Origin of the sequence: Ralstonia mannitolilytica, assembly GCF_000954135.1 — a bacterium.
Lineage (GTDB): Bacteria > Pseudomonadota > Gammaproteobacteria > Burkholderiales > Burkholderiaceae > Ralstonia > Ralstonia mannitolilytica.
In genome coordinates this window covers 2,811,823-2,831,810 of the sequence record NZ_CP010799.1, presented here as the reverse complement: position 1 = coordinate 2,831,810, position 19,988 = coordinate 2,811,823, and the positions used below count along the sequence as shown (strand labels likewise).

The following is a 19,988-nucleotide window of genomic DNA, read 5'->3' as shown; positions in this document are numbered from 1 at the left end:
ACAACGCATGCATGCACGAACCGCGAATGGAGCGGCCCCCGGGTATTGGCATGGACGTTGCATCGTCAGGCTGCACGCCCGGCACAGGGCACCGCGAAGAGATCGCAAAAACAGCACAGAGCGCAAGGGGGCCATCATGAATCGCACCGTTCAAGACATCGAGATTGCCGCTGCCATTGACTCGGACCTGCTTCGCCGCCGCGAGCAGTTTGCCGGTCAGCCCTCCGCGTGGCGTGTGTGGTCCGAGGCTGCGCACGTTGCCACGCTGAATGAACGCGCACGCAACGCGTTTATCGAACACGTGGCAAACAGCCGTGGTGCCGATATCGCCTTGCGCCTGCTGCTGAAAGCCCAATCGATTCGCGATGAGGTTACGCAGACGCTGATGGTGGGCGAGACGACCGCCACGCTGCATTGAGTTACGCGAGAGGATGCCGACCGCGCAGACGCGTCGGCGGTGGGATGCAAAAGGCCTTGTCGGGAGACTGGGTCTTTTGTTTTTGGGCGATGGAAGGTGCCGCAGAAATGAAAATGCCCGCTTGAGCGGGCATTTGTGTTCTGGCGGAGAGAGGGGGATTCGAACCCCCGATAGGCTATTAACCTATACACGCTTTCCAGGCGTGCGACTTAAACCACTCATCCATCTCTCCGGAAGCCCGCGATTGTAGCACACCGGGCGAGCCAGCCAACCCCTGATGCCTCGGTCTGGACGAGGCTGTCGGTTCTCCGACGCAGCAAGCAACCGAGGGTGACCACTATTGCCGCTCCCAGCCGTTTGAACGTACGCTTCGCCAAAAAAACGCCAAGGCAAGGAGACCACCGCCACATGGAGCTGGACATCAACCACAAGCCGGTCAACGTCGACTGCGACCCGGCCACACCGCTGTTATGGGTACTGCGCGACCACCTGAACCTGACCGGCACGAAGTTCGGCTGCGGCGTTGCGGCCTGCGGCGCTTGCACGGTTCATGTGGATGGCGCGGCGGTGCGCTCCTGCGTCTTGCCCGTGACGGCGGTGGCCGGCAAGCGAATCACCACCATCGAAGGCCTGGCCGGCGGCGAGGGCAAGCGCCACGCCCTGCAGCAGGCCTGGGTGGATGAGCAGGTGCCCCAGTGCGGCTACTGCCAGTCCGGCATGCTGATGGCCGCGGCTGACTTGCTTGGGCGCCAGCCCGACCCCAGCGATGCGGATATCGACGCCGCCATGACGAACATCTGCCGCTGCGGCACATACCCGCGCGTGCGCGCGGCCATCAAGCGTGCCGCCAAGGCGTTGCGGGACGGGCACGCATGAACGCCAACGCAACGAAGCCGCGCAGAGGGCGCCGTCGTTTCCTGCTCGGTGCGCTGGGCATCGGCGGGGCGTTGGTTGTGGGCTGGGGGGTGATGCCACCGCGCAGCCGCGTGGGCGGTGCGGGCATCTTCCCCGAGCACAACGGCGAGATTGCGCTGAACGGCTGGATCAAGATCACGCCGGACGGCGGCGTCGTGCTTGCCATGCCGCGCGTGGAGATGGGCCAAGGCATCCACACCGCACTGTCGATGCTGGCGGCCGAAGAACTGGACATTCCGCTCTCGCGCGTGAGCATCGAGAGCCCCCCGGTGGAGCGCATCTACGGCAATGTGGTCGCCATGGGCATCGGCTCGCTGCCGGTGCACCCCGATAGCGAGGACAAGACCTGGGCGCGGGCACTGGCCTGGATGATGTCGAAGGGTGCGCGGGAGATTGGCCTCATCATCACCGGCGGCAGCAGCAGCGTAGCCGACGGCTGGCAGCCGGTGCGCGAAGCGGCCGCCACGGCGCGCGCCGCGCTGGTCGAAGCGGCTGCACGCGAATGGAATGTGCCGGCTGCACAGGTCAGCATCCGCGATGGCCGACTCATTGGCCCGGGCGGCAGGCAGGCGACTTTCGGCAGCATGGCAAAGACGGCGCAGGGCATCTCTGCGCCGTCCAGCGTCAGGCTGAAACCTGCTTCGCAATACCAGTGGATCGGCAAGCCGGCGCCGCGCAACGACCTTGCGGCGAAGACCGATGGCAGCGCGCGCTTTTCCATCGACGTGCGGCCACCCGGCATGCTGTACGCCGCGGTCGTGATGTGCCCGGTGTTTGGCGGCAAGCTGAAGACGTTTCAATCGAAGGCCGCCTTGTCCATGCCGGGCGTGCGTTATGTGGTGCCGTTCGAAGGCTCGGCGGGCGGGGCTCCGGGGGTGGCCGTGGTGGCCGACCACTACTGGCAGGCGCGTCAGGCGCTGGCGGCGGTCGAGCCCGTGTGGGACAACGGCCCGCACGCCGCGCTCGATTCAGCCGGCATCCGGCAGCAACTCGTCAACGCGCTGAACAGCGACAAGGGCGGGTTCACCTATCGCTCAATGGGCGACGGGCTGAACGCCTTCGACAACACCGGCGGCGGCATCATCGTCGAGGCGGAATACACGGCGCCGTATCTCGCCCACGCCACCATGGAGCCGATGAACTGCACCGCCCAGGTCACGAAGGACGGCGTGCAGCTCTGGGCGCCCACGCAGGTCGCGACGCTTGCGCAGGTGGTGGCTGCACGGGCTGCGGGCGTGGACCGCGACAAGGTCCACATCGACATCCCGTTCATCGGTGGTGGTTTCGGACGGCGGCTGGAGTCGGATTTCGTCGGCCAGGCCGTGACCATCGCAACCAGGACGGAAGGCCGTCCCGTGCAGGTCATCTGGTCGCGCGAGGACGACATCCGGCATGATTTCTATCGGCCGCAGGCCATCGCACGGCTCAAGGCCCGTGTGGAGCACGGCAAGGTCACGGCGATCGCCTCGCGCAGTGCGGGCCAGTCCATCCTGGCCGGCGAGCTGGACCGCCTGTTCGGTGCGCCATCGGCGGGCATTGACCGCTACACCGTCGAGGGTCTGTTCGATCTGCCCTACGAGATCGAGCATGAGCACATCGCGCACGTGAGCGTCGATCTGCCGGTCCCGATCGGGTTCTGGCGCAGCGTTGGCCACTCGTATGCCGGCTTCTTCCTGGAGGGCTTCCTCAACGAGGTCGCGGCGGTGGCCAGGCTCGATCCGCTGGCGATGCGGCGGGACCTGCTGCGTGCGCATCCGCGCGAGTTGAAGGTGCTTGAGGCCGCGGCGCAGGCGGCGGGTTGGGGGCAGCCGCTCGCGCCGGGTGCCGATGGTGCCCCGCGAGCACGCGGCATCGCGCTGCACCCGAGCTTCGGCTCCGTGGTGGCGCAGGTCGCGGAGGTGTCGCTCAAGGACGGCAAGCCGCGCGTGCACCGCGTGGTGTGCGCCGTGGACTGCGGCACCGTGGTCAACCCGCGCATCGTCGAGCAGCAGATGGAGAGCGCCGTCATCTTCGGCCTGACGGCGGCGCTGTACGGGCGCATCGACATCAAGGACGGGCAGGTCGTGCAGTCGAACTTCCCAGACTATCCCGTGCTCAAGATGGCCGAGACGCCCGTGATCGAAACGCACATCGTGCCGAGCGCGGCCGCGCCCACCGGCGTCGGCGAGATCGGCGTGCCGCCCATCGCGCCCGCTGTGGCGCACGCCGTGGCGCAATTGACGGGCAAGCCTGTGCGGCAACTGCCAATGGCGTGATGCCGCTGCGGTAAAACGAAAAAGCCGCGGGCGCGAACCTGCGGCTTTTTCTTGTGCGGCGGCCGAAACCGCTCAGGCCGCGTCCGGAAACACCGGCTCGCCCAGGTTCAGCATCAGCCGGTTGGCCCACGCAAAGATGGCGACGGCGTGAATCAGGTCGAGAATCTCCGCATCGGTCAGCCCGGCGGCCTTGAGCGGCTGCAGGTCTTCCGCTCGGACGTCGCCGGGGCGCAGCGTCAGATCGATCGAGAACAGCGCGATGGCCCGTTCGCGCGCATTCGTGCCGGCGGTGTGCGGGTCTTCAAAGACCTGCTTGATCACGTCGTTGCGCTTGGCAAGCTGCTCGAAGCGCTGCGCGTGAACCGATGCGCAATACACGCAGCCGTTGACGCGCGACACCACCGCGCTGGCGAGTTCGCGCTCGGCACGCGACAGGCCGCCCGGCGCATACATGATCGCGTTGAATGCGGCCGAACGCTGACGCAGGATCTCAGGCTGGTGAACGAGAAACCGGTAGTAGTCCGACGTCTTCGCCTTCGGGTGGCTCTCTTCCAGCACGGCGATCTGCTCGGGCGTGGCGCGGTCGAGGTCGACCACATCGAGCCACGCCTTCCACTCCAGCGATTCGTTGGTGAAGCCGTGGGCGCGAATGATCTCGGTCATGCTGCGGTCTCCGTGGAAGCGGGGGAGGTGCTGGCGCCGTTCAGTGCCTGCAGCGCGCGCAGGCCGGCGACCAGCCGTGTCTGATACGACAGGAAGGCGATGAGCTGCGCCAGCGTCACGACGTCTGCGGTGGCAAGGCCCGCGGCGGGCAAGCGCAGCAGTGCATCGCGATCGCCTTCGATCGGGCGCTCGATCAAAGTGCGGGTGAACGTGAGGAGCGCACGCAGACGTGTGTCGGCAAGCGCGTCGACATCGCCGTGGTCCACGGCCTGCAGTGCGTTTGCGTCGACCGGTGTATCGGCCAGGCGCGCCCGGTAGTGGGCGGCCAGTTCGGGGGCGGGCGTGAGGCGGCACGCGTAGAGCGCCACGAGCAGCCGTTCGCTCAGCGTGAGGCCGGGCAAGGCCGCATCGAACAGTGCGTCGTAGCTGCCTTGCGTGGCAGCCGCGACTTTCTCTCGGGTGTGGCGCAGCGCGTGCGTGGCGCTGCCGTCGTCCAGGCCGGCAACCTGGTCCACCACATCTTGATCGGGCGTGAAATCCATCGATGAAAGGCTCCGGGAATCAGGTACGGACGCGCCGCGCGCGGCCACCGCGCTGGCGAGGAAGCGAAGCACTGCCGCCCACGACTGGGCATCGGCGCGGGCATTGGCACGCGGCTCGCCGCCACCCGTGCTGATGCGGCCCGACACCGGGTGCGCATAGACGAGCTGCGTGGTCGGCACGTACGGGAAGACGATGGCGTGGCCCGCGCCTTCGTAGTCGAAATGCTCGACGGGGTAGGGGTGGCGTACCTCGGCGAGCTTGGCGGTGACCATGCGCGAGTAGTCGCTCGACGGCCACGAACCATCGTCGGTGGCAGACAGCAGCAGCACCGGGCCACGCGTGCGTTCGACGCGGATGCGTGCGCGTGCCACGGCATCGGCGTCCTGCAGCGCGGTGCGGATCGCCCGTTCATGCCGATGCGGCGCAGGGCCTTCGTCGAACGGCGTCCAGGTGGCGGTGCGATTGCCTTCCCAGAGATGCGGCAGCGGCTGGCCGCGATACAGCCACGTCGGGCCTTCGCGGCCGACGGCGGGGTCGGCGGCGTTCTGCCCGCTGTGCACCACGGCGCCCGGCACGTAGCCGATCACCGCGGACACGGCCTCGGGGAAGGTCGCGCCAAGCAGCAATGCCAACTCGCCGCCGCGCGACTGGCCGCTCACGGCAACGAAGTCGTGCAGCGGCTGCACGCGCCTGCGCAGCCAGGCGAGCGCGCGCTCGAAATACTCCAGCGGCGTGTTCGAGATGTAGTCCGACAGCCCCGGCGCCTTGAAGTACGCCAGCGCGAAGGCTGCGTAGCCGTGCGAGGCATACAGCGCCGCACGTGGTTCGTTCATGCCGCCGCCCGAGCCGTTGAGAATCAGCACGGCGGGGCGCGGGCCCGGATGCGCATATGGGTCGGGCAGGTACAGCGTGCCGACCAGGCCTTCCCCGTTGTCGGCCGCACGCACCTCGTGGCGTGTCACGCCCGGCGCGGCCAGCCGCTGCACGAAGCGGGTGTGGACGGACTCGCCACCGGCCGTTGCCGTGAGCGTGGTGGTCAGCGGCTCGAAGCCTGTGGCGCACAGCGGCGGAAACACCTCACGCGCCTTGCCGTCCTCCGGGCGCTGGCTCCACACCAACCCCATGGCGCTGATGCCGGTGTAATCGCCGGAGACGGGCGCGTCGCGCGTGAGGTCGACCGCGCCCTGCGCATCGGCAACGAATGCGGCGCGGGCATGCCACAGCACGCCGTTGCCGCGGGCTGTCTGCGCGACGATGCCGACCTGCGCGCCCGGCGCCAGCCCCGTCACGACGATCTGGCGCGACACGTCGATCAGGTCATCCGCCGGCGTCACGCTGAGCGCGAAGGTTCCCATGGCGCTTACTTGCCGTCCTTGGTGACCATCTGCGCCGCGGTGCGGTCGCTCGTCATCGGCGTCACTTTCAGGCCCTTCCTGGCGGCCCAGACATTCTGGTAGTGGTACAGCGGCACCACGCCCACGTCGTCGGACACCAGCTTGACCGAGTGGCGCAGGATGGCCGCGCGCTTCTCGACGTTGAATTCCTCGGTGGAGGCGTTCAGTGCGTTGTCGACGGCCGGGTTGCTGTAGTGGCCCCAGTTGGAGGCGCCCAGGCCTTTCTTGGTGTCGACGGTGGCCAGCACGTTGACCAGCGCATAGCTTGCCTCCCCGGTGCCGTTGCCCCATGCCAGCATGCTCATCGCGTACTCATTCTTGTTGGCGCGGCCCGAGTAGACCGACCAGGGCACCACCTCCACGCGCGCCTTCACGCCGATGCGCGTCCAGAACTGCGCCACCGCCTGCGCGGTTTCTGGGCCTTGCGGGTAGCGGTCGTTCGGCACGTGCATCACGAGGTTGAAGCCCTGCGGAAAGCCCGCCTCGGCCAGCAGCTTCTTCGCCTGTGCGGGGTCATACGGAATGTCCTTCACGTCGGGGTTATAGCCGTACGTGTCCGACGGCATCCACTGGTTGGCGACGGTGGCGGCGCCTTGCAGAATGCGGTCCACGATGGCCTTGCGGTCGATGGCCAGCGACAGCGCGCGGCGCACGCGCACGTCAAGCAGCGGATTGTTCGGCAGCGGCTTGCCGTCGTTGCCGGTGATGTACTCGTTCGGCCCCTTGCGGAAGCTCGGCTGCAGCAGCATCACGCGCAGGCCGGGGTAGGCGAACACCTTCACGTTGGGCGACTGGCGCAGGCGCGCCAGGTCCGACACAGACACCTTGTCGATCACATCCACCTCGCCCGAGAGCAGGTTGGCCGTACGCGCGGCAGCATTGTTGATGTAGCGGTAGTTGACCTTCTCCCAGAGCTGCTTGCCGCCCCAGTAGTTGTCGTTGCGCGCCATCACCACGCGGTCGCCCGGCACATACGAGACGAACTTGTAGGGGCCCGTGCCCACCACGGCGCGGCCGGCGTTGTAGTCCTCAGTCGACGATTTTTCGCCAACATGCTTGCTGACGATGTGCACGGATGCGAGGTTCAGCGGCAGGTCCGGGTTGGGGATGTTCGTCTTGATGATGAGCGTCAGCGGGTCTTTGGCCGTGACGGACTCCACCGTGCGCAGATAGCCCGCGAACGTTGCCACGCTGCCCGGCACGCTGCGCGCGCGCTGGTACGAAAAGACGACGTCATCCGCCGTGAACGGCTGGCCGTCGTGCCATTTCACGTTCGGGCGCAGCTTGAATTCCCACGTCTTCGGATCCAGCGTCTTCCACGACAGCGCCAGGCCGGGCTGCAGCTTGTTCCACTTGTTTTCGACGAGCAGATCCCAGAAATGCACGTCGACGGAGCGGTCGCCGGCGTGGTTGTTCAACTGTGGGTCGAGCGACGACAGCGGATCGGCAAAGGCGATGTTCAGCGTCTGCGCGCTGACAGCGCCGGCAGCGGCAAACAGCGCTACAGCAAGCGACGAGGCTAGGAGGCGTTTCACGTGGGTTCCCTTTTCCTGTTTTTGGAATCGTTGGCTTATTGAATATCGTTCAGGTCGCGTCGTTCAGATGGCACGCGCTGACGTGGTTGACCGCAATGCCGCGCAGCGTCGGCGTCTCGGTCTTGCAGCGGGGCATGGCGTGCGGGCAACGCGGATGGAAATGGCAGCCGGTCGGCGGGTGCAGCGGGCTGGGCATCTCGCCTTGAATGGCGGTAAACGTCTTGTGCCGGGCCGACAGGCGCGGGATTTCCGCCAGCAAGGTCTGCGTGTAAGGATGATTCGGGCGGCGGAAGACTTCCTCCGCGGGGGCCGATTCCACCACGCGGCCGAGGTACATGATCACCACCCTGTCCGACAGGTGTTCCACCACGCCCAGGTCGTGGCTGATGAACAGGTAGGTCAGGTTGAGTTGCTCGCGCAAGTCCATGAACAGGTTCAGGATCTGCGCCTGGATCGACACGTCCAGCGCGGCCACCGCCTCGTCGCAGACGAGCATCGACGGCTGCACCGCCAGCGCGCGCGCAATGCCGATGCGCTGCCGCTGGCCGCCGCTGAACTGATGCGGATAGCGGTCGCGCAGAGCGGGGTCCAGGCCCGCGCGCTGCATCTGCGCAGCCACGTAATCGGCAAAGTTGGCGCGGTCGGTCAGGCCGTGCACGCGTGCCGCCTCGCCGACGATCTCTTCCACGCGCAGGCGCGGGTTGAGGCTCGCATACGGGTCCTGGAAGATCATCTGGATCTTCAGGCGGGCCGCGCGGGCTTCCTCGGCGGAGAGCGTGTCCACAGCCTTTCCGTCCACGCGCACCTCGCCGGCCGAGGGCGGCATCAGGCCCGCAGCAATCCGGCCGAGCGTGGATTTGCCGCAGCCCGATTCGCCGACGAGGCCGACGACTTCACCGGGCTGGATCGCGAGGTCGACGCCATCGACCGCACGAACGATCGCAGGCGGATGCGCCAGGCCGGCGCGCTGCAGAACGCGATCGGCCACGCCGACTTTGCGATCGCCAAAGCGTTTGCTGACCTGCTTGAGTTCGACGAGTGGCGTGCTCATGCGACCTCCTGCGAGGAAGCGTGCTGCGCGCCCGGATGGAAGCAACGCACGAGGCGGTTGGGTATTGGCTGCGTGATGTCGGGGCGTACGCCGCAGACCTCGGTGGCCCGCGGGCAGCGTGCCGCAAACGCGCAGCCCGCGGGCAGCGACAGCAGGTTCGGTGTCATGCCGGGAATCTGGCGCAGGCGCTGGCCGCGACGGTTCTCGCTGGGCAGGCTGTCGATCAGGCCCATGGTGTAGGGGTGCAGCGGGGCATCGAGCACCGCATCAACCGGGCCGTGTTCGACGATGCGGCCGGCGTACATCACGGCCACCTCGTCGGCCAGCCCGGCCACGACAGACAGGTCATGCGTGATCCAGATCAGCGCCGTGCCGTGCATGCGCGCGAGCTTCTGCACTTCGGACAGGATCTGCGCCTGGATGGTCACGTCCAGCGCCGTGGTCGGTTCGTCGGCAATGATCAGGTCCGGCCGATGCAGCATCGCAATGGCAATCGCCACGCGCTGTCGCATGCCGCCCGAAAGCTGATGCGGATAGGCACGCAGCCGTTCTTCGGGGCTCGGAATGCCCATCAGACCGAGCGTGTCCCGCGCATGGTCCCACGCCTGTTTGTGGCTCATGCTGCTGTGCGCGCGCACGGCTTCGATCATCTGGGCGTCGATGCGCAGCACGGGGTTGAGCGTCATCATCGGGTCCTGGAAGACCATGGCGATGCGGTTGCCCTGCAGCTTGCGCAATTCACGCGGGGGCAGCTTGGTGAGGTCGCGGCCCTGGTAGAGGATCTCGCCGCCGACGACGCGGCCGGGCGGGTCCACCAGGCCCATGATCGAGAACCCGGTGACGGACTTGCCTGAGCCGGATTCGCCCACCAGCCCGAGGATGCGCCCGCGCGCGAGCGAGAACGACACGTCGTCCACGGCCGGCAGCACGCCTTCGCGCGTGAAGAAATGCGTGCGGAGGTTGCGGACTTCGAGGGTGGTTGCGTTGGTGGACGCCGTCATCGTTGCGTCCTCGGGTTCAGCACTTCACGCAGGCGGTCGCCCACCAGGTTGATGGCCACCAGCGCCAGCAACAGCGCGATGCCCGGATAGAAACTGATCCAGTACTGGCCAGACAGCATGTATTGGTATCCGTTGGAAATCAGCAGGCCAAGAGACGGCTCGGTAATCGGTACGCCCAGGCCCAGGAAGGACAGCGTTGCCTCCAGCGTGATCGCGCGCGCCACCTGCAGCGTGCCCACGACGATCAGCGGCGGCAGGCAGTTCGGCAGGATGTGCCTGAGCGCAATGCGCCAGCCGGGCAGGGCGAGCGAGCGGGCGGCTTCCACGTATTCGCGCCGACGCTCGACCAAGGCTTGGCCGCGCACCGTCCGCGCGTAATACGCCCACTCCAGCAGCACGAGGGTCAGCACGACATTCGTGATGCTCTTGCCGAGATAAGCGAGGATCATCATCGCCACCAGCACCGACGGGAACGACAGCAGCAGATCGACCGTGCGCATGATGATGCTGTCGACGCGGCCGCCGGCATACGCGGCAATCAGGCCGAGCAGCGTGCCGATCATCGCGGCCACGGTCGCCGAGCCGATCCCCACGCCAAGGCTGATTCGCAGCCCATAGAGGATGCCCGAGTACAGATCGCGCCCCTGGCCATCGGTGCCGAGCCAGTACGTAAATGTCCCCAGGCCATTCGGCGAACCTGGCGGCAGGCGCGAGTCCAGCACGTCGAGCTGCATCAGGTCGTACGGGTTCTGCGGGGTGATCCACGGTGCGGCCAGCGCGGCGAGCATCAGGATCACGACCACCACGAGCCCAAAGACGGCGGTCTTGGATGCCAGAAAATCGGACACCACGCGGCGCCACGGCGATTGCTTGCGCGGGGCGGCAACCGCCGCTGCGGTGGTGGGTTGCGGAGTTGTATTCATCATGCAGCCTCCGCGCTGTCCGCCGCACGCACGCGCGGGTCCAGCAGCCGATACAGGATGTCGACGATCAGGTTGAGCGACACGAACAGGCACACCACGACGATGAGGTAGGAAACGATGACGGGCCGGTCCAGCGAGTTGATGCTATCGAGGATCAGCTTGCCCGCGCCGGGCCACGCGAAGATGCTTTCCGTCACCACCGCAAAGGCGATGGTCGAGCCCAGCTCCAGGCCTAGCACCGTCACCAGCGGGATCAGCGTGTTGCGCAGCACGTGCGCGAGCACCACACGCAGCGGCGACAGGCCCTTGGCCCGCGCGAACTTCACGAAGTCCTGCGGCAGCACCTCGCGCACGCCCGCAGACGTCAGCCGCAGCACCAGCGAGAGCTTGAACAGCGACAGGTTGACCGCCGGCAGCACGAGGTGCCGCAGGCCATCGACCGTCAGCCACGACCATTCGATGCCGAACAGGCGCGCGGTTTCGCCGCGTCCGCTGGCGGGCAGCCAGCCCAGGCTCACACTGAAGGCCATGATCAGCATCAGCCCGACCCAGAACGTCGGCAGCGAAAAACCCACCACGCTGCCCATCATCAGCAGCCGCGACACGGGATGCTGCGGATACAGCCCCGCGAACAACCCCAGCGGCACCCCGATCACCACCGCGATGATCAACGCGGCAAACGCCAGCTCCAGCGTGGCCGGCAGGCGCTGCAGGATCAGCTGGATGGCCGGCTCGTTGTAGACGAAGCTCTTGCCCAGGTTGCCGTGCAGCGCGCCGTTCAGGAACGCGACGTACTGCTGCCACAGCGGCTTGTCGAGCCCCAGCTCGGCAATGATGCGGGCGCGGTCGATCTGGTCGACGTCCTGCCCGATGAGGATGTCGACCGGGTTGCCGATGGCGTGCAGGCCGATAAAGACGATCACCGTCATCACCAGCACGACCACCAGCGCCTGACCGATGCGGCGGATCAGCCAGGCGGTCATCGTGCGGCCTCCTGGGTGGATGCAGCCTGGGCCTGCACGCCGGGCGGTGGGGCAGGCGTCCATTCATCGCCAAAGATCTCGGGTTCGGCATAAGCCTGGATGGCGGCGTAATGGGCTTCGATGTCTTCGCGGTAGAGGAGGCCGGCAATGCCCTGCGCCAGCCGTTTCGCGCCCTCGCTGATGGCCGGGATGTCGCCCGAGACGCTGCCGTGCGTGACGGATGCCGGATAGCAAAAGCAATGCACCCGCGACAGGCCGGGCAGCGCGCCGGGCGTTTTCTCGAGGAATTCGAAGGCGTGGCCCAGGTCAGGCGAGTCGGCCAGCTCTGCGTCCTCCTCGCCGGGCTGCGGCGTGTAGCGATCGCGCCACTGGCGCACGTGCGGCGCGAGGGTGCTGAATTCGGGCCGGGCCGCCCAGTCCGTGCGGAAACCCGTCGAAAAGATCAGGAAATCCAGTTCGAACATGCCTTTGCTCGTCATCACGTGGAGCACGCCATCGCGCTCCTCCACACGAAGGATGCCGCAACCGAGGTTGAAACGTGCATTCGGGTGTCGCGACACGCGCAGCGTGCTGCCGCGCGGCGGCGGCACCTGCTCCACGTTGATGTAATGGCGGATGCGCCATTTCCAGGCGTCGGGCAGGTGCAGATGCCCGTGCACCAGGCCGGGGCTGCCCGCGCCCTTGCCCTTGTTGACGCGGGGCAGGTCGGGACGCCGGATGAGCAGGTCGACACTGGCCGCGCCCGCTTCGAGCGCCGTCGCGGCCGAGTCCATGGCCGAGGCCCCTGCGCCGACGACGCCGACGCGCTTGCCGGCCAGCGTGCCGTAATCCATCTCGTCGGACGAGTGCGCCCACCGGTGGCGCGGCAGCGCACGCGCGAATTCCGGCACCGACGGGCCGCCGAGGCCATCACGGCCTGTCGCCAGGACCACGCGGCGCGCATAGATGCGCTGCGTCGGCTGGTCGGGCGCGTCGATGAGCAGCTCGACGGCGTCCTCGCGCGGATGAATCGCCTTGACGTGGTGCGCGTTGCGAACCTCGAGCTGCAGCACGCGGCGGTACCAGCGCAGGTAGTCCATCCACTGCAGGCGCGGGATCTTGTCGAGCGCTTCCCATGCGTCGGTACCGAACTGCGCTTCGAACCACGCGCGGAAGGTCAACGCGGGCAAGCCGAGCGCCGGGCCGGTCAGCTGCTTCGGTGAGCGCAGTGTCTCCATGCGCGCCGTGGTCGCCCACGGGCCTTCAAAGCCGGCAGGGGAGCGGTCGAACACCACTGCGCCCACGCCAAGGTGCTTGAGCGATGCCGCCGCCGCGAGGCCGGCCATGCCGCCCCCGATGACGGCGACATCGAGCACCGGCTCGCCATTGACGGTATGCGGCAGGGTCCACGCCTTTGCAGGCAGTTCAAGCCAGGCGAGGTCCTGGCGCAAACGGGCTTCCAGCGCCGCCAGCCCGGTGGCGTGCGGCGCGTTGTCGGGTTGCAGAGCGGTCATGCGGACGCGCCTTCGGTTTCGTTAAGGGGTTCCCCGTACAGCACCTGCAGCATGCTGGCGTGGCGTGCGGGGTCGTGCAGCTTGCAATCCGGCAGCAGCCGCTGCGCGGCGCGTGAGAGGGCGTCGATCAGCCACGTGACGGCGGGCATGGGGCGCTTCGCCTCGGGTGTGATCACGCCGAAGAAGAACGGGATATCGGCATCGATGGGGCGGACCGTCACGCCTTCGACGGGCACGCCATACGCCGTGACAGGTTCCAGCAGCCCCACGCCCAGCCCCGCGCGGACGGCAGTCAGGGCGTTGAGCGAGGCATTGGTTTCAATCAGCGAAGCCGGTACCACGCCGGCCTGCGCCAGCGCCTGATCGAGCCGGCGGCGCAGCCGGTACGGGTTGTGCATGGTCACAATGCGGCGGCCCGCGCAATCCGCCAGCGCCACGCGCTGTGCCTGGGCAAGCGGGTCGGTCTGATGGAGGGCGGCAACGCAGGCGGCTTCGCCAATCCAATGCACGGTGACACCGCGATGCTCCAACGGCAGGCTGCTGATGCCGAGATCCGCCGCGCCGGTCAGCACCGCGTGCACCACCTGTTCCGGCGAGGCGCTGCGGATCTGGACATGCTGGGCCAGCTCACGGTCGTCCGCCAGCGCCGCAGGCAGCAAGCCCGCCGCCAGCGCAGAGGTGGCCGCCAGCCGTAGCGGGCGGGGCTCGCCGCGGGCGATCTCTTCGGCGCGAGTGCGGATCTGCCGCAGGCTGATGAGCGTGTGCTCAACGTCTTCGTACAGCAGGAAGCCCTCCTCGGTCGGCGACACGCGCGGCCCAGCGCGGGTGAAAAGGGCGTAGCCGATCTCGGCTTCCAGATCCTGGATGAGCCGGCTGATGGCGGGCTGCGATCGGCCCAGCAGTCTGCCGGCCGCCGTCACGCTACCCGTCGACATGACGGCCGCAAATGCCTCGAGTTGTCGGAGTTCCATGTGCCGGGTTGATCGCCGTCATGCATGTGGTCTGTGCATTCTGGTAGAGGCAGTATGCGAATTCCAAATAGTATTTTCTTATGTACTCATGCGTTTTGCGTGGCGGCCGCTATACCTGGCGGGCGGCCCGGTTGCCCCGGGGTGTGTGCCATCCCAGAGAGAGCCGTCCCCCCCGGGAGGGCAAAAAAAACCGCCGTGCAAGACGGCGGCTTGTGCAGCAAGACAGTCGCAGATCAGTTGTTCTGCTTGGTGATCTTCGTACCCTCGATGGACGCACCTGCCATCAGGCCGGCATTGGTCAGGTTGAAGCCGATGACCGGCTGCTGAACCGTGTTGGTGTCCACCGCGCCATTGGCGCCGATCTTGGCCAGCGCCACGGTCGCGTCCACGCCGGCCGTCCAGCCATTGCTTTCCTGGAATTTGCGCAGCGCCTCGTCCGTCATGAAGAGGATGATGAGCGCGCGCGACTGGGCACCGGCCTGGAAGCCGACGGACGCCGAGGCGATGTTGTAGTAGCCCAGCGGACGGCCGCCGCTCGTGCGCAGTACGCCTTCGCCGTACTGGCCGCCGACCACGAAGCCGGCGTTGAGCACCGACGGGAACACGAGCACGCCCTTGGCGCGCGAAACCAGGTCGCGCGAGCCATTGGCTGTGGTGTACAGGCGCGAGAGCACCGAATCTGCCTGCGAGTTGGTGGTGGCGTGTTTGTTCGTCGACGTCATGACGTCAGAGCCCTGCGCATTCGGGCTCGTGGTGGTACAGGCCGCGATCTGGGTGCCCAGCAGGGCGGCGGCAGCGAGAGTGGCAGCGGTACGGCGGCTGATGAAGTTCTTTTTCATGGCGATCGTTCTCTCTGTCTCAGTTGAAGGAGGGGATACAGCCACGCGCATCCCGGCGATAACCGGGGCCCAAGCCATGGGCAACGGTGTCAACCACGAGGGAGCAAGCGGCGTGCCCGCCATATCGGATCAATACCGGGGCGCTCAGTTCCTGACATTAGGCGAGATTTGTGCCGCCGGTAGCGCTTTTTTCGTACAGGCTTGCGCCAACAAGAAAGCCGCGCAGAGGCGAGCGCCAACAAAAAACCGGCGCGAGGCCGGTTCCTGGGTTTTGCCGCTGCGGGATCGGTCAGAGCCAGATGATCAACGCCGCCACGCCAATGATGAGGCCGAACTTCACCACGTAGTAGACCTTGCGGTTCCACGCCTTGAAGCGGCGGCGGTATTGGCCCATCACCCAGACGTAACGGAACAGCTTGTTGATGCCGCCGGTCTGGTCGCCCTCGTCGTTGGGCGAGCTGGCGGCTGTCATGACCTTGCGGCCCAGCCACTTGTTGATGCGCTGCGCCCAGCCGTACTTCATCGGCCGTTCGATGTCGCAGAAGAGGATCAGGCGGTCCTTGTCGGAGCCGTTCTCCGCCCAGTGGAGGAAGGTCTCGTCGAAGACCACGCCCTGGCCGTCGCGCCAGCTGTGGCGCTGGCCATCCACCTCGATGAAGCAGCGGTCGTCGTTGGGCGTGGCGAGGCCGAGGTGATAGCGCAGTGAGCCGGCAAACGGGTCGCGGTGCGGGTTCAGCTTGCCGCCGGGGGGCAACTCGGCAAACATCGCGGCCTTCACGCTCGGCAGCTCGCGCAGCAGGGCGACCGTCTTGGGGCACAGTTGCTCGGCCGATGGGTGGCTCGCCTCGTACCACTTCAGGTAGAAGCGCTTCCAGCCATTCTTGAAAAACGAGTTGAAGCCTGCGTCGTCGTTCTTTTCGGCCGCCTTGATCTTGCGCAGGTTGATGAGCGCGAGACCCTCATCGCGGATCTGCGGCCATGCGGCTTGCAGCCTTTCCAGATCCGGAAAACGTTCCACCGGCACGTACGGCGTCTGGGGCACGCCCGAGAACGCATACATGAAGCAGTTGACCGGCGCGACCACGGCCGAGTGGTCGAACATCTGGCGCCAGAACTTCAGGCGCACCTTGCCGCGAAAATGCACATACAGAATGGAGCCCAGATAGAGGGCCACGATCATCCACTTGATCAAGACGGTTTCCTTGCCGCGCAAAAGGCGGTCAGCAATTGAAATGCAGGCGCTGGCTGCGCAATCCGCCATTTTACCCGCGGCGCGCCGCCTTCGCGTGGATGGCGGCCAACACTGGTGCCCGGTTTTGTGACGCAGCCTTACCGTTTGCGCGGTCTTCGCAATAGGAAGTTAGTGTGTAGATTTGTCGACAAATGTGCGCCGCGTTCTACAATCCGGCACGCACCCCATCCATCCAAAGGCTGGGGCGGATACCGGAGGCAGCCATGGACGCGAAGAAATGCTCGGAAGCACCCACTGAAATGCCGCGCGCTGGCATTGCAGCGGACGGCGCGGATTCGCTGGAGGCGTCCATCCGCCGTGCGCAGGAAGTGCTGTCTGCCGTGTCCGCACGGCTGGCGAGCCGAGGGCCCGCCGCTGGTCCCGCCGCCGAGCGCTTCATCGAGGCCGACGCCATGCAGCCCGCCGAGGCGCGCGCCGTGGCCGAGCGGTGCATGGCGGGCGAGCCGCAGGACGCCGCGCAACTGGCGCGGGCATTTTCCACGTTGCTTGGGCAGATCGATGCGCTGGAGGCCGACCAGGCCGGCCGGCGCCGCGTGCTGCGGCAGTGGATGGTGAGCCAGCTCACCTACAAGATGCTGTATCTGCATTACACCGGACAGGATCCGGCGGTGCCGCCTCGCGCGTTGCGGGCGCAGAAGGAGCGGGTGAAGGCGCGGGTTGCGGCGTTGCTCGACGCCGGGCGCTCCTACGCCGATGTGCGCCTGACCGATCTGCGCTTTGCCGAAGACGACAGCGCAGACGGCCAGGCCTAGGTGTCATTCCTCGTCGTCGTCCGGCTCGGAGTCGAGGAATTCGCGGCGGGCCAGCCAGTCGGCGATCGCCTCGTCGCAGGCCTTCTTCAGCTTGGCCTTGCTGTCCACCTTGTCGAACAGCGTGAAGTTCATCAGCGCCAGGCCCAGATCGGTGATGTAGAACATGCGCTTCGGGTTGTCGAAGTGGACGATCCGGCCGTCGATACCGGCGTCGTCTTCCGGTTCGGCGGGGGCGTCTTCGAGTTCGACCACGCGGCACGTAAAGCGCGGCGCGCGGGTGTGGGTCAGGTATTCGAACTCATCGTGCGACACTTCGCCGGACGGTGTGACGGCAATGGCGAACCCCCAGATAAAGCGCGGGGTCGGCAGATCCGACAGCTCGTCGATTTCATCCATCCTTGTTTCTCCAGTCTGATGACGGCTTGTATGAACGGCGCATTATCGCGCAGGAACAACACATTATGGCGCGGCGCAGAGCGTGCAATGCACGCGCGCGACCCGCGCGTGAGGCGCGTGGCCGAAGGGCTGGCCGTCCGCAGCGCTTTTGACGCCGATGCGCTGGTCCCGTGGATGGTGGCTGGCCAACCGGTCGGCTGGCTCAGCCGCGAACGTGCCGCGCTGCTTGCGCGCTGGCCGCGATGGTTCGAGGTGGGCGCATCGCGCGTCGACCTGGCGGACTCCCTGGCGAGCGAACCCGCCCGTACTGCCGCCCTGGACGAGGTCATCAGACGCTTGGCCGAAGACGGCCACGTGCGCGGCTGGCGCGACGAGCGCTTCCCCGTGGACACGGGCTGGGGAACGCCCGCGCTCGCGCTGATGGAGCGGGCCGCAGCGCGATTCTTTGGGATACGCACGTACGCGGCGCACATGAATGGCCTGATCGACGGCGCGCAGGTGATGCTCTGGCTGGCGCGCCGCGCCGACACCAAGCCGATCGACCCCGGCATGTGGGACAACCTCGTCGCCGGTGGCATCGGCTACGGTTTCGACGCACGCGGCGCGCTGGAGAAGGAGTGCTGGGAAGAGGCCGGCATCGGCGCCGAACTGTCGGCGCGGCTCGTTGCGCGCGGCACGCTCGACGTGTTGCGCGAAGTGCCGGAAGGCATCCAGAACGAAACGCTGTTCGCTTTTGACCTGACGTTGCCCCCCGACTTCATCCCCGCCAACCAGGACGGCGAGGTCGCGGGCCACCTGCGCGCCAGCCCCGACGCGGCGCTTGATATCATGGCGGACTGCGCGATGACGGTGGACGCCACGCTCGTCACCCTCGACGCCCTGGCGCGCCTGGAACCGCAACGGTTCGCGCCCGACAACAATACGTAAAACGATTGATGAGTCACTCCGGTTTCATTCTCACCCTGTCTTGCCCGGACCAGCCTGGCATCGTCCACGCCGTATCGGGCCTGCTGTTCGAGCAGGGCTGCAATATTCTCGATTCGGACCAGTTCGGCGACGAGTTCACGGGCCGCTTTTTCATGCGCGTCCATTTCGCTCCGCAGGGCCAGCCGCTCGACCTCGCGACGCTGCGCGAGCGCTTTGCGCCCATCGGCGACCGCTTCTCGATGCAGTGGGGCATGTTCGACGCCGCCATCAAGCCGCGCGTGATGATCCTCGTCTCGAAGATCGGCCACTGCCTGAACGACCTGCTGTTCCGGGCGCGGGCCGGCCAGCTGCCGATCGAGATCGCCGCCATCGTCTCGAACCACCGCGATTTCTACCAGCTCGCCGCGTCGTACGACGTGCCGTTCATGCACCTGCCGCTGCTCAAGGCCACTGACGCCCAGAAGGCGCAGCAGGAAGCCCGCATCTGGGAAATCGCCCAGGAGCAGCAGATCGACCTGGTTGTGCTTGCGCGCTACATGCAGATCCTCTCGGACGATCTGTGCCGCAAGCTCGAAGGCCGCGCCATCAACATCCACCACTCGTTCCTGCCCAGCTTCAAGGGTGCCAAGCCGTATTACCAGGCGCACGAACGTGGCGTGAAGCTGATCGGTGCGACGGCGCACTACGTCACGGCCGACCTGGACGAAGGCCCGATCATCGAGCAGGAGATCGAGCGCGTGGACCACAGCATGGACCCGGAGCAGCTCACCGCCGTCGGCCGCGACGTGGAATGCGTGGCGCTGGCGCGCGCCGTCAAGTGGCATGCGGAACATCGCATCCTGCTCAACGGCCACAAGACCGTCGTCTTCAAGTAATCCAGCCTCAGTAGGGAAGCGCGATGCGACAGATCGTTCTCGATACCGAAACCACCGGCCTGAACGCCGCCACCGGCGACCGCGTGATCGAAATCGGCTGCGTGGAAATGGTCAACCGGCGCCTCACCGGCCGCAATCTGCACTTCTACATCAACCCGGAGCGCGAAATCGACGCCGGGGCGATGGCGGTGCACGGCATCACCAACGAGTTCGTGGCCGACAAGCCGAAGTTTGCAGAAGTCGTCGACGAGATCCGCGATTACGTGCAGGGCGCCGAGGCCATCATCCACAACGCCGCGTTCGACCTGGGCTTCCTCGACATGGAATTCCAGCGCCTGGGCCTGCCGACGTTCCGCGAGCACCTGTCGGGCCATATCGACACCCTGCTCGAAGCGCGCCGGATGTTTCCCGGCAAGCGCAACTCGCTCGACGCCCTGTGCGACCGGCTTGGCGTGAGCAACGCGCACCGCACCTTGCACGGCGCCTTGCTCGATGCCGAGCTGCTGGCCGAGGTCTATCTGGCGATGACGCGCGGCCAGAACACGCTCGTCATCGACATGCTCGAGACGGGCGAGGGCGCCCTGGCCGAGGCGGTGGCCGTCGACCTGAGCGCGCTGCAGCTGCCCGTGCTGCTCGCCACGGAAGCCGAGATGGAAGCCCACGCCGGGGTGCTCAAGGACATCGACAAGGCCAGCGGCGGCAAGACGGTGTGGGCGCGGGAGATGCAAGACGCGGCGCCTGCCGCGTGATGCTCGAAAAAAGTGCGGTCGGGGTCTTTACACGATCGCGGCTTTTCGCCATA

The 19,988-nt window shown here is 66.8% G+C and carries 19 protein-coding genes and 1 tRNA gene; 7 read left to right on the top strand and 13 right to left on the bottom strand.

Translation table 11 applies throughout. The features are described from left to right. Nucleotides 1–136: 136 nt before the first annotated feature. Nucleotides 137–418, top strand: coding sequence for a DUF7696 family protein (locus TK49_RS13385; protein ID WP_045787140.1), 282 nt, complete (start codon nucleotides 137–139; stop codon nucleotides 416–418). 141 nt (nucleotides 419–559) lie between these two features. Here the strand turns inward: TK49_RS13385 and TK49_RS13380 are convergent. Further along, nucleotides 560–650, bottom strand: a tRNA-Ser gene (locus TK49_RS13380). 176 nt (nucleotides 651–826) lie between these two features. On the opposite strand from TK49_RS13380, the gene TK49_RS13375 reads away from it, so the two are divergent. Continuing rightward, nucleotides 827–1,294, top strand: coding sequence for a (2Fe-2S)-binding protein (locus tag TK49_RS13375; protein ID WP_045787139.1), 468 nt, complete (start codon nucleotides 827–829; stop codon nucleotides 1,292–1,294). After that, nucleotides 1,291–3,588, top strand: a complete 2,298-nt coding sequence (locus TK49_RS13370) for a xanthine dehydrogenase family protein molybdopterin-binding subunit (protein ID WP_045787138.1) — start codon at nucleotides 1,291–1,293, stop codon at nucleotides 3,586–3,588. The genes TK49_RS13375 and TK49_RS13370 overlap by 4 nt, the downstream gene beginning before the upstream one ends. 72 nt (nucleotides 3,589–3,660) lie before the next feature. Here the strand turns inward: TK49_RS13370 and TK49_RS13365 are convergent, their stop codons facing one another. From TK49_RS13365 to lpxO, 11 genes are all read right to left on the bottom strand, one after another. Next, nucleotides 3,661–4,251, bottom strand: a complete 591-nt coding sequence (locus TK49_RS13365; RefSeq protein WP_045787137.1) for a peroxidase-related enzyme — start codon at nucleotides 4,249–4,251, stop codon at nucleotides 3,661–3,663. After that, nucleotides 4,248–6,149 carry an acyl-CoA thioester hydrolase/BAAT C-terminal domain-containing protein gene (locus tag TK49_RS13360; protein WP_045787136.1) on the bottom strand — a complete coding sequence of 634 codons (1,902 nt, stop codon included), beginning with the start codon at nucleotides 6,147–6,149 and terminating at the stop codon, nucleotides 4,248–4,250. The genes TK49_RS13365 and TK49_RS13360 overlap by 4 nt, the downstream gene beginning before the upstream one ends. 5 nt (nucleotides 6,150–6,154) lie before the next feature. Then, complete coding sequence (locus TK49_RS13355) at nucleotides 6,155–7,723, bottom strand: ABC transporter substrate-binding protein (protein WP_045787135.1); 1,569 nt, start codon at nucleotides 7,721–7,723, stop codon at nucleotides 6,155–6,157. A 49-nt stretch (nucleotides 7,724–7,772) separates the two neighbouring features. Beyond that, the gene (locus tag TK49_RS13350) at nucleotides 7,773–8,774 is read right to left on the bottom strand and encodes an ABC transporter ATP-binding protein (RefSeq protein ID WP_045787134.1); all 1,002 of its coding nucleotides are present in this window, start codon (nucleotides 8,772–8,774) and stop codon (nucleotides 7,773–7,775) included. Continuing rightward, nucleotides 8,771–9,775 carry an ABC transporter ATP-binding protein gene (locus TK49_RS13345; protein ID WP_045787133.1) on the bottom strand — a complete coding sequence of 335 codons (1,005 nt, stop codon included), beginning with the start codon at nucleotides 9,773–9,775 and terminating at the stop codon, nucleotides 8,771–8,773. Before TK49_RS13345 ends, TK49_RS13350 begins: the two co-directional genes overlap by 4 nt. Beyond that, nucleotides 9,772–10,701 (bottom strand): ABC transporter permease, encoded by a 930-nt coding sequence (locus tag TK49_RS13340; RefSeq protein ID WP_045787132.1) that lies wholly within the window; start codon nucleotides 10,699–10,701, stop codon nucleotides 9,772–9,774. Before TK49_RS13340 ends, TK49_RS13345 begins: the two co-directional genes overlap by 4 nt. After that, nucleotides 10,698–11,681 (bottom strand): ABC transporter permease, encoded by a 984-nt coding sequence (locus TK49_RS13335; RefSeq protein ID WP_045787131.1) that lies wholly within the window; start codon nucleotides 11,679–11,681, stop codon nucleotides 10,698–10,700. Before TK49_RS13335 ends, TK49_RS13340 begins: the two co-directional genes overlap by 4 nt. Next, entirely contained in the window at nucleotides 11,678–13,174 is a 1,497-nt protein-coding gene (locus TK49_RS13330) for a flavin-containing monooxygenase (RefSeq protein ID WP_045787130.1), read from the bottom strand. Before TK49_RS13330 ends, TK49_RS13335 begins: the two co-directional genes overlap by 4 nt. Beyond that, nucleotides 13,171–14,145, bottom strand: coding sequence for a LysR family transcriptional regulator (locus tag TK49_RS13325; RefSeq protein ID WP_045787129.1), 975 nt, complete (start codon nucleotides 14,143–14,145; stop codon nucleotides 13,171–13,173). Before TK49_RS13325 ends, TK49_RS13330 begins: the two co-directional genes overlap by 4 nt. Before the next feature lie 233 nt (nucleotides 14,146–14,378). After that, entirely contained in the window at nucleotides 14,379–14,984 is a 606-nt protein-coding gene (locus tag TK49_RS13320; RefSeq protein ID WP_045787128.1) for a BPSL1445 family SYLF domain-containing lipoprotein, read from the bottom strand. A 289-nt stretch (nucleotides 14,985–15,273) separates the two neighbouring features. Continuing rightward, nucleotides 15,274–16,176 (bottom strand): lipid A hydroxylase LpxO, encoded by a 903-nt coding sequence (gene lpxO / locus TK49_RS13315; protein ID WP_045787127.1) that lies wholly within the window; start codon nucleotides 16,174–16,176, stop codon nucleotides 15,274–15,276. Between the two features lie 263 nt (nucleotides 16,177–16,439). On the opposite strand from lpxO, the gene TK49_RS13310 reads away from it, so the two are divergent. Further along, nucleotides 16,440–16,988, top strand: a complete 549-nt coding sequence (locus TK49_RS13310) for a hypothetical protein (RefSeq protein WP_045787126.1) — start codon at nucleotides 16,440–16,442, stop codon at nucleotides 16,986–16,988. Between the two features lie 3 nt (nucleotides 16,989–16,991). On the opposite strand, the gene TK49_RS13305 is transcribed toward TK49_RS13310, so the two are convergent. Next, nucleotides 16,992–17,384 (bottom strand): hypothetical protein, encoded by a 393-nt coding sequence (locus TK49_RS13305; RefSeq protein WP_045787125.1) that lies wholly within the window; start codon nucleotides 17,382–17,384, stop codon nucleotides 16,992–16,994. An 87-nt stretch (nucleotides 17,385–17,471) separates the two neighbouring features. On the opposite strand from TK49_RS13305, the gene TK49_RS13300 reads away from it, so the two are divergent. Genes TK49_RS13300 through dnaQ form a run of 3 tightly spaced genes read left to right on the top strand, consistent with a single transcriptional unit; the run spans nucleotide 17,472 to nucleotide 19,935 of the window. Beyond that, entirely contained in the window at nucleotides 17,472–18,311 is an 840-nt protein-coding gene (locus TK49_RS13300) for an NUDIX hydrolase (RefSeq protein ID WP_045787124.1), read from the top strand. 8 nt (nucleotides 18,312–18,319) lie between these two features. Then, complete coding sequence (gene purU / locus TK49_RS13295) at nucleotides 18,320–19,186, top strand: formyltetrahydrofolate deformylase (protein WP_045787123.1); 867 nt, start codon at nucleotides 18,320–18,322, stop codon at nucleotides 19,184–19,186. 23 nt (nucleotides 19,187–19,209) lie between these two features. Beyond that, nucleotides 19,210–19,935 carry a DNA polymerase III subunit epsilon gene (gene dnaQ / locus TK49_RS13290; protein WP_045787122.1) on the top strand — a complete coding sequence of 242 codons (726 nt, stop codon included), beginning with the start codon at nucleotides 19,210–19,212 and terminating at the stop codon, nucleotides 19,933–19,935. The last annotated feature ends 53 nt before the right edge of the window (nucleotides 19,936–19,988 follow it).